Origin of the sequence: Streptomyces sp. NPDC050546 (genome assembly GCF_044457425.1) — a bacterium.
Classification (GTDB): domain Bacteria; phylum Actinomycetota; class Actinomycetes; order Streptomycetales; family Streptomycetaceae; genus Streptomyces.
Genome location: NZ_JBITGX010000007.1, coordinates 242,536 through 255,712 on the forward strand (window position 1 = coordinate 242,536; position 13,177 = coordinate 255,712).

Below are 13,177 nucleotides of genomic sequence, written 5' to 3' on the forward strand. Positions count from 1 at the left end.
CGCCGCAAGTGCGCAGGTCAAGAGGTGTTACCTGGGAGTTACCCACGGTGTGTCGGCCTTTACCGGCCGAAGATGAGCGCCATCCAGTGTTCGGGGTGCTCCAACTCCGCGAAGCCGAGCCGCTCGTAGACACCGTGCGCGTCGTGCGTGGCGAGCAGGACGCGCCGCACACCGTACGACCGCAGTTCGTCCCGTACGGCCGCCAGGAACGCGGTGCCGATCCCCTTGCCGCGCACCGACCGGTCCACGTACACGTCGCAGAGCCACGCGAAAGTCGCCCGGTCCGTGATGACCCGGGCATACGCCACCTGCTCCCCCGAAACCGTCTCGAACACGCCGAAGTTGAGTGATCCCTCGATCGCCCGGTCCTGTTTCTCGCGGGTACGGCCCAGCGCCCAGTACGCGTCGGTGGACAGCCAGCGGTGGACGCGCTCGGGGTCGATACGAGCGGGGTCGGCGGAAATCTCGTAGCCCTCGGGCAGGGGCGGCGTCTCGGTCATGACGGGATGCTCGCAGGCACCCGCCCACGCGTCGAACGCTTATCCCAGCACCTCGTCGCAGGCCGTACGCAGCCGCCGTACGCCCTCCGCGATCTCCCCGGTCCCCGCGACCGCCGCGAAGCTCAGCCTGATGTGCGCGGCAGGCGGCTCGGCGCTGAAGTAGGGGCGGCCGGAGGTGATCGCGACACCCGCGCGCAGGGCGGCACTGGTCAGGGCTGACTCCGCCACGCCGTCCGGCAGCCGCGGCCACAGGTGGTAGCCGCCGGAGGGGACGTGCGGCAGCGCGAACTCCGGCAGACGCAGCTTGAGCGCGGTGGTCATCGCGTCCCTGCGCACCTTCAACTCGGCGGATACGGACCGCAGATGACGCGGCCAGGCGGGCGAGCCGACGAGTTCCAGCGCGGCCTCCTGAAGGGGCCGGGGCACGAAGAAGGTGTCGACGACCTGGATGGCGCGCAGCCGCTCCAGGACCGGCCCGCGCGCTGCCAGAGCGCTCACCCGGAAGCTCGGCGAGGTCGCCTTGGTCAGCGAGCAGACGTGGACGACGACGCCGTCGGGGTCGTCGGCGGCCAGCGGGCGCGGCAGTGGCCCGGCGTCCTCGTGGACCAGCCGCCGTACGAAGTCGTCCTCGACGACGAACGCGCCCGCCTCGCGCGCGATGCGCAGCACCTCGGCGCGGCGCTCGGGCGCGAGCACCGCGCCGGTGGGGTTCTGGAAGAGCGGCTGGCAGACGAAGGCCGGGGCACCGGTGGCCCGGAATGCGTCGGCGAGCAGCGCCGGTTTCACTCCGCCGGCGTCCACCGGGACGGGCACCGGGCGCAGGCCCGCGGCACGGGCGATGGCGAGCATGCCGGGGTAGGTCGGCGACTCGACCAGGACGGGGGCGCCGGGCGGGGCGAGGGCGCGCAGGGCGGTGGTGAGCGCGGACTGTCCGCCCGCGGTGACCAGCACCTCGGCGGCGGTGAAGGACCCGCCGATGCCACGCGCGAACCACTCGCGCAGCTCCGGCAGCCCCTCCATGGGCGGGCGCCCCCAGGCTCCGGGACGCCGCCCGGCACGCGACAGGGCGGCGGCCATCGCCCGCTCCGGCTGCAGCGACGGGTGCAGATAGCCACCGTTGAACTCGATCACACCCGGTGGCGGGGTGGCCAGCGTCGCCAGTACCCCGGAGGCGTCCACCGAGCGCGGCACGAGGTCGGCGGCGCCGTCCGCGCTGAGCGCGACCTCCTGCCAGGAGGTGTCCCCGGCGGGTGCCGGTGCCGTCCGGGCCTGTGCGCGGAACGCGCCCGCGCCGGGCCGGGTGATCACCAGCCCCTCGGCGGCGAGCTGCGCCAGTGCCCGGGACACGGTCACGGGGCTCACCCGGAACCGCTCGACGAGGGCCCGACTCGACGGAAGCTTTCCACCCACCGAGTAGCGGTCGAGCTCCCTTCGGAGCTGTTCCGCCAGTTCAGCGACACTGCTACGCTCTTGCATGAGAGCACAGAGTAGCGCTACTACCGCACCTCGGATAGCAGTCGCCACGGATTCGGACCGCCCCGGCCTCGGCACCCTCCAGGCCGCCCTCGGCGTCATCGCCTTCTCCCTCACGTTCCCCGCGACCGCCTGGGGCCTTGAGGGCTTCGGGCCCTGGTCGCTGGTCGCCGTCCGGAGTGTCCTGGCCGCGGTGATCGCCGGTGGCTGTCTGCTCGCCCTGCGTGTGCCCCTGCCCGACCGGCGGCACTGGCCGGGCCTCGCGGTCGTCGGGGGCGGGGTGGTGCTCGGCTTCCCGCTGCTGACCACACTGGCGCTGCAGACCTCGACCACCGCGCACGCCGCCGTCGTGGTGGGCCTGCTCCCCCTCACCACGGCCCTCTGCTCCGCCCTGCGCGTCGGCACCCGGCCCTCGCGCACCTTCTGGACGGCGGCTCTCGTGGGCGCGGCGGCGGTGCTGGCCTTCACGGTGCAGCAGAGCGGCGGCGCCCTGAGCACGGCCGACCTGTACCTCTTCGCGGCGCTGCTGGTGTGCGCGGCCGGCTACACCGAGGGCGGCCGGCTGGCCCGGGTCATGCCGGGCTGGCAGGTCATCGGCTGGGCGCTGGTGCTGTGCCTGCCGCTGACCGTGCCCGTCGCGGCGCTCGCACTGGCGCAGGAACCCGTGCGGCTGACCGCGCACAGCGTCACGGGGCTGCTGTGGGTCGCGGTGGGCTCGCAGTTCGTCGGCCTGGTCGTCTGGTACCGGGGCATGGCGGCCATCGGCATCCCGAAGGCCAGCCAGTTGCAGCTCGCCCAGCCGCTGCTCACACTGGTGTGGTCGGTGCTGCTGCTGGGCGAGCACCTGCCGGTGGCCGCCCCGCTGACGGCAGCGGCGGTGCTGGTCTGCATCGCCGTCACACAGCGGTCGCGCGGCTGAGCCGGGCGCGCCCAGCCCCCTGCCAAGTAACGTCCCCCGCCGTAGACTCGAGGCCACGGACCGCTGCTCCGCACCTCGTTCGAGGAGGCCCCAGATGCGCGCAACCGTGGGCGACCAGCTTGTCCAGCACGGCAGGGTGGTCGGTCAGCACGACAAGGTCGGCGAGATCGTCGAAGTGCTCGGCCAGGAGGGCAACCCCCCGTACCGCGTCCGGTTCGAGGACGGGCACGAGGGAGTGTGCTCACCGGGGCCCGACACCGAGATCCGGCACCGGGAGACCACCACCGGGCCGTGACGCGGCCCGGGGCGGCCCCTACCCGTAGTCGTCGAACCACTCGTGCCGGCGACTACTCGTAGTGGTCGGAGACCACCTTCGCCATCGCCCCGATCCGGTCGGTCGCCACGTCCTTGGCGGCGAAGAAGACGTGCCCGCGCACCTGTGCGTAGTCCTCCGCCAGCGCCAGGTGCCGGGACAGCTCGGCCGGGTTCTGCCAGGCGGCGGGCTGTGCGGGGTCACCGGCCTTGTACAGCGCCTCCCCCACGTAGAGCTGCGTCGAGGTGCCGCGCGCGACCTCCGCCCACCAGGGCACCAGCTTCGCGTAGTCGGCGGCGGCGAAGCCGATGTTCCAGTACAGCTGCGGGACGATGTAGTCGATCCAGCTCTCGCGCACCCACTTGCGGGTGTCCGCGTACAGGTCGTCGTACGTCTGCACGCCGGCCCGGGTGTCCGAGCCGCGCTTGTCCGTGGCGGCGTTGCGCCAGACGCCGAAGGGGCTGATGCCGAAGCGGGCGCCGGGCCTGACCTTCTTGATGCGGGCCGCCGTCTCCCGCACCAGCTTGTCGATGTTGTCCCGCCGCCAGGCGGCCCGGCTCGGGAAGCCGCCACCGTGCTTCTCGTAGGCCGCGTCGTCGTCGAAGCGCTGGCCCGCCACCGGGTACGGGTAGAAGTAGTCGTCGAAGTGGACGCCGTCCACGGCGTACTTCCGCACCGCGTCGAGCATCGCGTCCTGTACGAAGGCACGGACCTCGGGCAGCCCCGGGTTGTAGTAGAGCTTCCCGCCGTACGTCACCACCCAGTCCGGGTTCCGGCGCGCCGGGTGGGAGGCGGCGAGCCGAGACGGGTCGGCGTGCGTCGCGACCCGGTACGGGTTGAACCAGGCGTGCAGCTGCAGTCCGCGGGCGTGGGCCTCCTTGACGGCCGTGCCCAGCGGGTCCCAGCCCGGGTCCTTGCCCTGGGTACCGGTGAGGTACTGCGACCACGGCTCGTACGGTGACGGCCACAGGGCGTCCGCCGTCGGCCTGACCTGGAAGAACACTGTGTTGAGCCGCCTGCGGACGGCTGTGTCGAGGTGCCCCCGCAGCTCGGCGCGCTGCTTCGACGCGCTCAGCCCCGTCTTGGACGGCCAGTCGCGGTTGGCCACGGTCGCCAGCCATACGCCCCGCATCGCGGAGGCCGCCCTGTCACCTCCCTTGCCGTCCCACTCGACGTCCCCTTTGGGTGCGGCCGACGCCGGAGGCACCATCGTGAAAGCCGACAGCGCCGCCACCGCGAACGCCCTGCGTGACACTCGTCCCATCCGCATGCCCCAAAATGCCGCGGATCCGCCCGGTCGCGGATCGCTCCGGGCCCAGAATGCCCGACTCTGGGCCGACCCCCGCGATCGATCATCGATACTTGGGAGTAACGTGCTCGAACGGAGCAGGCACCGGACCACGGAGCACCTGCCCGGACGTGGATCAGCAGCGAAAGGGACGATGTGACGGACATCCCAGCGGGAGACATTGCACGCGTCGGAGTCGTGGGCTGCGGTCAGATGGGCGCGGGGATCGCCGAGGTGTGCGCCCGGGTCGGTCTGGACGTCATGGTCGCCGAGACCACCGGCGAGGCCCTGGAGATCGGCCGGACCCGGCTGTTCAACTCCCTGGCCAAGGCCGCGGAGCGCGGCAAGATCACCGAGGAGGAGCACGAGGCGGCGCAGGCCCGGCTGAGCTTCACCACGGACCTCGGCGAGTTCGCCGACCGTGACCTGGTGATCGAGGCCGTCGTCGAGAACGAGCACGTCAAGACCGAGATCTTCCAGGTCCTCGACCAGGTCGTGACCCGGCCGGACGCCATCCTGGCCTCCAACACCTCCTCCATCCCGCTGGTGAAGCTGGCGGTGGCGACCTCGCGCCCCGACCGGGTCATCGGCATCCACTTCTTCAACCCGGCCCCGGTGCAGAAGCTCGTCGAGCTGATCCCGGCGCTCACCACGTCCGAGGACACCATCGGCCGGGCCGAGCAGTTCACCGAGAAGCTCCTGGGCAAGCACGCGATCCGCGCCCAGGACCGCTCCGGCTTCGTGGTCAACGCGCTGCTGATCCCGTACCTGCTCTCCGCGATCCGCATGTTCGAGACGGGCATCGCGAGCCGCGAGGACATCGACAACGGCATGGAGATGGGCTGCGCCCACCCGATGGGCCCGCTGAAGCTCTCCGACCTCATCGGCCTGGACACGGTCGCGTCGGTGGCCCAGTCGATGTACGAGGAGTACAAGGAGCCCCTGTACGCCGCTCCCCCGCTGCTCCAGCGCATGGTGGACGCGGGCCGCCTGGGCCGCAAGACGGGCTCGGGCTTCTACACGTACGACTGACCGGCCGGCCGCTGTCATACGCCCCGGGTACCCCCGAGGCCGATTACGGACCGTCAGATTTCGGCCATCCTGTGGGCCCGGCACCAGCATTGGTGCCGGGCCCACAGCATTCACACACCGTGTGCGCGCCGGGCACGCATATGCCCCTCGCACACGCTCCCCAGGCGCCCACCAGGCGAGTTGACTCCACATGCGCATACCAGGGATGTGAAACGACTACGGAAAGGAGCGGACTCGTGGCCGCCGATCCCGAGCATCCCGCCGTATCTGGAGAACTCGCAGAGTTACGACGCCGCCTCGACGTGGCCTACGCCCGCGTCGAGGGCGGGCTGGCTCTGCTAAGCCACCGCACCGAGGAGACCGCCAAGGAGATCGACGAGCTCAACACCCGGATCCACACGCTCGAACACACGCGCTGGCCGCTGCCCGCGGTCGCCGCCCTCACCGCCGTGGGTGCCCTCGTCCTGGCGATCTGGCAGGCGCTGGGACGCTAGCCCCTGCCCGACCTAGGGCAACGCGTCCTGTCCGAGCCTGAGATGGTGCAGCAGAAGTAACGCGGCCGCCATGTTGGCGGCCGGGACCTCGCCGCGGGCGACCATGTCGGGGACGAGCTTGAGGGGAACCCATTCCCGGCGGTCCGACTCGAAGTCGTCCACGGGGTGCCCGACGTATTCGCCCTCGTCGGCCCAGTACACATGGTGCCGGGCGTCGGTGAGCCCGTTGGACGGCTCCACGCTCATGAGGTGGTGCAGGGGTCCCGGCCGCCAGCCGGTCTCCTCCTCCAGTTCCCTGGCGGCCGCGCGGGCGATGTCCTCGCCGTCCTCGACGACACCCGCCGCGAGTTCCCACCCCCAGCTGTCCGTGATGAAACGGTGCCGCCACAGCAGCAGCACCTCGTTGGCCTCGTTCACCACCGTGGCCACCGCGACAGGCCGCAGCCGTATGAGGAAGTGGTCGAGGTGCCGGCCGTCCGGTAGTTCGACATCCGCGAGATTGACGCTGAACCAGCGGTTTGAGTACACAGTTTGTTCGTTGTGTTTCGTCCACTGCACGGTTCTGCCACCTTCCGTCGAGTAAGTGGCAATATCGCAGCAGGGACGTACTGACAGCAGGCGCACAGGAAGTCGCTCGGGATGACGCGGACGCCGCTGCCCCGGTTCTACAACGGTACGCGCAGCGCCCCGTCGATGAGTTCGGCGGCCTCGGCCGTGCCCGCGCCACCGCTGCGCACCAGATGCTCGCGCACCGCGCGCAGCCGGTCCCGCAGCCGCTGGGACTCCATGCCACGGGCCTGCTCGGCCATCTGCACCGCGATGACCACCGCCTTGTCGGCGTTGCCCTGCCGCAGTTCGATGGTGCTCAGCATGGCCAGCCGGTGCACCCGGCCGCGGTCGTGCGCCGGGTTGTCGACGGCGGCCGCGGCATGCTCCCCGGCGGCCGCGATCTCCCCGAGACTGAGCAGCGCCTCCGCCACCTGGACGTTGACGAGCCCCGGCTGGACATAGCCGGTCTCGTCGGGCTCGTAACCGCGCCGGATGCGCTCGGCGGACTGCTCGGCCCGCCGGATGCAGGACAGGGCGCTGGTGCCGTCGCCGAGATGCGCGTACGCCTTGGCCTGCATCGCGTACAGGTCGGAGGCGAGCGCCGGGGTGATCTGCTTGCCCGCGGCCCGCAGCGCGGCCTCCGCGAAGGCGACGGACTGCCGGTACTCCCGCATGAACAGCGACTGGTTGACGAGCAGGGCGATCACATACGCCCCGAGTCCCCGGTCCCCACTGGCCTTCGCGAGCCGCAGCGCCTGGTGGAAGTAGCGCTGGGCGAGGCCGTGGGCGTCGGAGTCGTAGGCACAGATCCCGGCGACGGCCACCAACCCGCCCGTCGCCCGGTGGAGTTGCCGGCCGGTCTCGTCGGTGTAGCTGCCGCGCAGCAGCGGGGCGGCCTCGGCGTTGAGGAAACCGACGATGCGGGCCCGCGTCGCGATGCCCCCGGCCTTGCGGTACATCTGCTCGTAGTGGGCCCGGGCCGACCGCAGCATCTCCAGGTCGCCCGCGGTGACCCGGTGTCTGCCGCCACGGGAGACGTCCACGTCCTCCGGCGGGTTCTCCCACTCCCACACGGGCATGACGGCGGGCGTACCGGTGAGCGCGGGCGCGCCCAGGATGTGCGGGCGCTGCTGCTGGTCGGAGCGCCACAGGGCGGTGGCCCGCTCGACGAACCCGGACAGGGAACCGGTGTGCGGGGCGGCCGGCTCGCCGGGCAGGCCGAGGCCGATGTCGTCGAGGGTGACGTGCCGTTGGAGCCGGGCGGCGAGCACCTCGCAGATCAGGTCGGGCACCTGGCCCCTGGGGCGCTGCCCCTTCAGCCACCGGGCGACGGCGGTGTGTTCGTACCTCAGGGACAGGCTCCGTGCCCGTCCCGCCTGATTGACGTGTGCGGCCAGCCCCGCGTGCGAGATCCCGGCTTCGTCCAGGATCGCGTCGAGCAGAGTGTTGGGCTGCATGTGGGCCCCCCGGTGGCTCGGTGCGGCCAGATTAGTGGTTCCGCCTTCACACGGGGTGTGAACGGAGTGCTCGAATCCGCGCTGTGTGCGCGCTGTCGCGCAGAGTCGCCGACCGGTTGACTGAAATGCCTCGAAAGAGGCCGGCCGGGCCGCCGGCTCCCCCTCGTACAGTGCGGCGGCCCGCTTCCGCCGTCCGCCCAGCCGCCTGCCCGACACTCCGTGGCGGGGCGGACGGCATCGCCGGCCGGTCAAAGGCTCGTTGTCGGCAGCGGGTGCGCGGTGCCCGGTCGCGCAGTTCCCCGCGCCCCTGAGGGAATGCACCCGTCGTTCCTCAGGAGCAACAGGGCGATGTCGTCGGCCGGGGTGCCGTTGGTGTGATCGACCAGCGCGCTCTGGACATCGCGGAGAATCGCCTGCGGTGCGAGCGCCGCCTCCCGTACGACGCTCGCCAGCACTGCCGACAGGGGGAAGAACCGGCCACGAGCATCCCTCGCGTCCTGGACTCCGTCCGTGTAGAGGAACAGCGCGTCGCCGGGCGGGAGATGCCCCAGACCGACGGTCGACAGCACGTCCGGCAAGGGAAACACTCCCAGAGGCGGGTACGGGTCGGCCGGGGCGAGCAGTTCGACTCGGGTGCCGTTCAGCCGGTACGGCCACGGGTGACCGCAGTTCAGGGCGACCATCTCGCCGTCGGCGCGGATCTCCACCAGCAGCAGGGTCACGAACTCCTCGGCGACGCTCGCCGGATGCTCCTGGCGCAGCTGCCGGTCCAGGGCGCGCTCCAGCCGGCGCAGCACCCCGCCGAGGTCCGCCTCGTCGTACGCGGCCTCGCGGAAGCAGCCGAGCACGGCGGCGACGGTCCCGAACGCGCCGATCCCGTGCCCACGCACATCACCCATCACGGCCCGTACGCCCTGCTCGGTGGCGACGACCTCGTACAGGTCACCACCGATCGCGGCTCCCGGCTCGGCCGACATCTGAACGGCGCCGACGTCCAGCCCGCCGATACGCGACGGCAGCGGCCGCAGCACCGCGTTCTGCGCGGCGGTGGCGACCCGGCGCAACTGCCGCAGCTCACGCACCAGCGTCCGCCGCACATGAAGGATCACCCCGGTACCGACCGCGAAGAGGACTGCACCGGGCAGACCGAGGCTGCGCACCCGACCCCTGAACCGGATCATGCCGATGGCCCCCCAATTAGGCCCTGACACACAGAATCGGACCGGCCCAAGAAGGCCGGTCCGATTCTGTCGACAGCGCGCCGGAAAAGGCAGGATCATCCACCTTTACCACTCAATCGAGTGAGGCAACCCGGCCTTCGTCATGGGGGCGCGGGGAACTGCGCGACAAGCCACGACGAGCCCGCAGCCGGCAGCAACGCGCAGCCCCCACGGCGCTAGCTCCGCAATTCAGCCCCTACACGCTCACCCGCGAGCGCGACCGCCGCGTCCCGAGCGGCCGAGGCCTCGTCCACGGTCAGGGTCCGGTCACCGGCGCGGAACCGCAACGCGTACGCCAGCGACTTCCGCCCCTCACCCAACTGCTCGACGTTCTCGTACACATCGAACAGCCGGATCGACTCCAGCAGCTCCCCGGCCCCGGCGCGCAGGGCCTGCTCGACCTCCGCCGCCGGAACCACCGCGTCGACGACCAGGGCGACATCCTGCGTGGCCACCGGGAAAGCGGAGATCCGCGGCGCCGTCAGCGTGGCGTCGCCGGCCTTCTCCACCGCGTCCAGGTCGATCTCCATCGCGCAGGTGCGCGCGGGCAGCCCCAGCGCCTTGACGACGCGCGGGTGCAACTCCCCCGCGTGCCCGACGACCCGCTCGGCCCCGTCCACGGTGATCGCCAGCTCGGCGCACCGGCCCGGGTGCCACGGCCCGTACTGCCCCTTGCGGATGATCAGCTCGGCGCCCGCCTCACGGGCGACGCTCCGCGCCGACTCCACCGCGTCGGCCCAGTCGGCCGGGCGGCCCTTGCCCCACCAGCCGGACTGCTCGCGGGCACCGGCGAGGACGACGGCGGCGTGCCGCGGCTGCTCGGGCAGCGCGGCGTTCAGCTCGGCGATCTCCTCGTCGGTCGGGCGGCGGTCGATGGTCAGCACGGCGGCGGCCGGCTGCTCCTCGCGCGGCTGGAAGACCAGGCCCGTCTCGAACAGTGCGAGATCGTGCGAGCCCCGGCCGTCGTTGCGCCGCAGCGCACCCAGCAGGCCCGGCAGCAGCGAGGTGCGCAGCGCGGGCTCCTCGTCGCTCAGCGGGTTGCTGAGCCTCACGACACGGCGGGCCGGGTCGTCGGACTCCAGGCCGAGCTGGTCGAAGACCTGCTCGCTGACGAACGGGTAGTTCGGCGCCTCGACGTACCCGGCACCGGCCAGGGCCCGGCCGACGCGGCGGTGCAGCCGCTGCCGGTGGGTCAGGCCACGGCCGGCCGGCGGCCTGGGCAGCGTGGAGGGCAGGTTCTCGTAGCCCTCCAGCCGGATGACCTCTTCGGCCAGGTCGTTCGGGTCGGTGAGGTCGGGCCGCCAGGACGGCACGGTGACGATCAGCTCGTCCTGGCCGTACACGTCACAGCCGACCTGCTGGAGGCGGCGGACGACGGTCTCGCGGCCGTACACGACGCCCGCGACCTTGTCCGGGTGGTCGGCCGGGAGGGTGATGGTGTGCGGTGCGGTCGGGGCGAGGACCTCGGTGACACCGGCCTCGGCGGTGCCGCCCGCGAGCAGGACCAGCAGGTCGACGGTGCGCTGCGCGGCAGCGGCCGCGGCCTGCGGGTCGACGCCGCGCTCGAAGCGCCGGGACGCCTCGGAGGACAGCTTGTGCCGGCGGGCCGTACGCGCGATCGACACCGCGTCGAAGTGCGCGGCCTCGATGACGACGTCGGCCGTGGCGTTCTCCACGTCGTCGTGGTCGGCGATCTCCGTGTTGGCGCCGCCCATGACGCCGGCGAGCCCGATCGGGCCGCGGTCGTCGGTGATCACCAGGTCCTCGGCGCCCAGCGTGCGCTCGACGCCGTCGAGGGTGGTGAGCTTCTCGCCCTGCTCGGCCCGGCGCACGCCGATGGTGCCCTGGACCAGTCCGCGGTCGTAGGCGTGCAGCGGCTGGCCGAGCTCCATCATCACGTAGTTGGTGACGTCGACGGCGAGCGAGATCGGGCGCATGCCGACCTTCTGCAGCCGGCGCCGCAGCCAGATCGGGGAACGGGCCTCCGCGCTCAGACCGGCCACCGTGCGGGCCGTGAAGCGGTCGCAGCCGATGGGGTCGGAGATCCGCACCGGGTAGCCGTACGCGTTCGGGCCGGGCACGTCGAGCAGGGCCGGGTCGCGCAACGGCAGGCCGTAGGCGATGGCGGTCTCGCGGGCGACGCCGCGGATGGACAGGCAGTCGCCGCGGTTGGCGGTGACGGCGATGTCCAGGACCTCGTCGACCAGCTCCAGCAGCTCGACGGCGTCCTTGCCGACCTCGGTCTCCGGGGGCAGCACGATGATGCCCTTGGTGCCGTCGTCGCCCATGTTCAGCTCGTCGCTGGAGCAGATCATGCCGCGCGACATCTTGCCGTAGGTCTTGCGCTCGGCGATCTGGAAGTCACCGGGCAGGACGGCACCGGGCAGCGCGACGACGACCTTGTCGCCGACGGCGAAGTTGCGGGCGCCGCAGACGATCTCCTGGAGCTCGCCCGTGCCGTTGGCCTGGCCGACGTCGACGGTGCAGAAGCGGATCGGCTTCTTGAACTCCGTCAGCTCCTCGATGGTCGCCACCCGGCCCACGGCCAGGGGACCCTTGAGGTCGGCGCCGAGCTGCTCGACGGTCTCGACCTCCAGACCGGCCGAAATCAGCTTGGCCTGCACGTCACGACCGGTCTCCGTCTCCGGCAGGTCGACGTACTCCCGCAGCCAAGAAAGCGGGACCCGCATCAGATCTCCATCCCGAACGGCCGGGTGAACCGGACGTCACCCTCGACCATGTCTCGCATGTCTTCGACGTTGTGGCGGAACATCAGCATCCGTTCGATGCCGAACCCGAAGGCGAAGCCGCTGTACTTCTCCGGGTCGACACCGCAGGCCCGCAGCACGCGCGGGTTGACCATGCCGCAGCCGCCCAGCTCGATCCAGCCCTCGGACGAGCAGGTACGGCAGGGGCGGTCGGGATTGCCGACGGAGGCGCCGCGGCAGACGTAGCAGACCATGTCCATCTCGGCGGACGGCTCGGTGAAGGGGAAGAAGTTCGGCCGCAGCCGGGTCTTCATGCCCTCGCCGAACAGCGACTGGACCATGTGGTCCAGGGTGCCCTTGAGGTCGGCCATGGTGAGGCCCTCGTCGACCGCGAGCAGTTCGACCTGGCGGAAGACGGGCGTGTGCGTGGCGTCCAGCTCGTCGGTGCGGTAGACGACACCCGGGCAGATCACGTAGACCGGCAGCTCACGGTCGAGCAGCGAGCGGATCTGCACGGGCGAGGTGTGGGTGCGCAGCACGACGCCGGACTCGGTGCCGCCCTGCGGGCCCTTGACGAAGAAGGTGTCCTGCTCGCCGCGGGCCGGGTGGTCCGGGCCGATGTTGAGGGCGTCGAAGTTGAACCACTCGGCCTCGACCTCGGGCCCCTCGGCGACCTCGTAGCCCATGGCCACGAAGATGTCCTCGATGCGCTCCGACAGCGTGGTGAGCGGGTGCCGGGCGCCGGACGGGACTCGGTCGTGGGGCAGCGTGACGTCCACGGCCTCCTCGACGAGCACGCGGGTGTCCCGCTCGGCCTCGAGCTCGGCCTGGCGGGCGGCGAGGCCCTTGTTCACGGCGCCGCGGGCCTGGCCGACGCGCTTGCCGGCCTCCGCCTTGGCGTGCGGGGGCAGGGCGCCGATCTCGCGGTTGGCGAGGGCCAGCGGGGAGGTGCCGCCGGTGTGGGCGACCTTGGCCTCCTGGAGCGCGTCGAGGGAGTCCGCGGCGGCGAAGGCGGCGAGCGCCTCGTCCCGCATGCGCTCGATCTCTTCCGGTTTCAAGGTCTCGACCTCGACAGGGTCGTACGACTTATTCGGTGCCGACATCTCTTCCCGTGCTTCCGATTGGCTGGCTGAAGGTCCCCGTCACCGACTCGGACGGCTGTCTGAAGGGACACAAAGGTGCCAATGGCCGAGTCTAACGGGGTGGAGGTAGACGAATGCGCCC

12 protein-coding genes are annotated in these 13,177 nt (G+C 71.6%); 4 read left to right on the forward strand and 8 right to left on the reverse strand.

Going from position 1 to position 13,177, the window contains the following annotated elements; all coding sequences use genetic code 11:
- Positions 1-59: 59 nt before the first annotated feature.
- Entirely contained in the window at positions 60-500 is a 441-nt protein-coding gene (locus tag ACIBK5_RS19385; protein ID WP_399021077.1) for a GNAT family N-acetyltransferase, read from the reverse strand.
- 39 nt (positions 501-539) lie between these two features.
- On the reverse strand, positions 540-1,976 hold the full coding sequence (locus tag ACIBK5_RS19390) for a PLP-dependent aminotransferase family protein (protein WP_399021078.1): 1,437 nt from the start codon (positions 1,974-1,976) through the stop codon (positions 540-542).
- Between ACIBK5_RS19390 and ACIBK5_RS19395 the strand changes: the two genes are divergently transcribed.
- Complete coding sequence (locus tag ACIBK5_RS19395; RefSeq protein WP_399021079.1) at positions 1,975-2,892, forward strand: DMT family transporter; 918 nt, start codon at positions 1,975-1,977, stop codon at positions 2,890-2,892. The genes ACIBK5_RS19390 and ACIBK5_RS19395 overlap by 2 nt on opposite strands.
- A 94-nt stretch (positions 2,893-2,986) precedes the next feature.
- Positions 2,987-3,187: a DUF1918 domain-containing protein gene (locus tag ACIBK5_RS19400; protein WP_010045242.1), complete on the forward strand. Its 201-nt coding sequence runs from the start codon at positions 2,987-2,989 to the stop codon at positions 3,185-3,187.
- 52 nt (positions 3,188-3,239) lie between these two features.
- On the opposite strand, the gene ACIBK5_RS19405 is transcribed toward ACIBK5_RS19400, so the two are convergent.
- Positions 3,240-4,469 carry a glycoside hydrolase family 10 protein gene (locus ACIBK5_RS19405; protein ID WP_399021080.1) on the reverse strand — a complete coding sequence of 410 codons (1,230 nt, stop codon included), beginning with the start codon at positions 4,467-4,469 and terminating at the stop codon, positions 3,240-3,242.
- Between the two features lie 180 nt (positions 4,470-4,649).
- Between ACIBK5_RS19405 and ACIBK5_RS19410 the strand changes: the two genes are divergently transcribed.
- Both ACIBK5_RS19410 and ACIBK5_RS19415 read left to right on the forward strand, forming a co-directional pair.
- On the forward strand, positions 4,650-5,525 hold the full coding sequence (locus tag ACIBK5_RS19410) for a 3-hydroxybutyryl-CoA dehydrogenase (protein WP_184597343.1): 876 nt from the start codon (positions 4,650-4,652) through the stop codon (positions 5,523-5,525).
- Between the two features lie 236 nt (positions 5,526-5,761).
- Complete coding sequence (locus tag ACIBK5_RS19415) at positions 5,762-6,019, forward strand: hypothetical protein (RefSeq protein WP_399021081.1); 258 nt, start codon at positions 5,762-5,764, stop codon at positions 6,017-6,019.
- Positions 6,020-6,031: 12 nt separating this feature from the next.
- Here the strand turns inward: ACIBK5_RS19415 and ACIBK5_RS19420 are convergent, their stop codons facing one another.
- From ACIBK5_RS19420 to pheS, 5 genes are all read right to left on the reverse strand, one after another.
- Positions 6,032-6,577 (reverse strand): NUDIX hydrolase, encoded by a 546-nt coding sequence (locus ACIBK5_RS19420; protein WP_189726532.1) that lies wholly within the window; start codon positions 6,575-6,577, stop codon positions 6,032-6,034.
- Positions 6,578-6,684: 107 nt separating this feature from the next.
- Positions 6,685-8,025 carry a transcriptional regulator gene (locus tag ACIBK5_RS19425; protein ID WP_399021082.1) on the reverse strand — a complete coding sequence of 447 codons (1,341 nt, stop codon included), beginning with the start codon at positions 8,023-8,025 and terminating at the stop codon, positions 6,685-6,687.
- A gap of 248 nt (positions 8,026-8,273) precedes the next feature.
- On the reverse strand, positions 8,274-9,206 hold the full coding sequence (locus tag ACIBK5_RS19430; RefSeq protein ID WP_399021083.1) for a PP2C family protein-serine/threonine phosphatase: 933 nt from the start codon (positions 9,204-9,206) through the stop codon (positions 8,274-8,276).
- A gap of 215 nt (positions 9,207-9,421) precedes the next feature.
- Positions 9,422-11,935 carry a phenylalanine--tRNA ligase subunit beta gene (gene pheT, locus ACIBK5_RS19435; RefSeq protein WP_399021084.1) on the reverse strand — a complete coding sequence of 838 codons (2,514 nt, stop codon included), beginning with the start codon at positions 11,933-11,935 and terminating at the stop codon, positions 9,422-9,424.
- On the reverse strand, positions 11,935-13,056 hold the full coding sequence (pheS, locus tag ACIBK5_RS19440) for a phenylalanine--tRNA ligase subunit alpha (protein ID WP_399021085.1): 1,122 nt from the start codon (positions 13,054-13,056) through the stop codon (positions 11,935-11,937). Before pheS ends, pheT begins: the two co-directional genes overlap by 1 nt.
- Positions 13,057-13,177 lie beyond the last annotated feature (121 nt).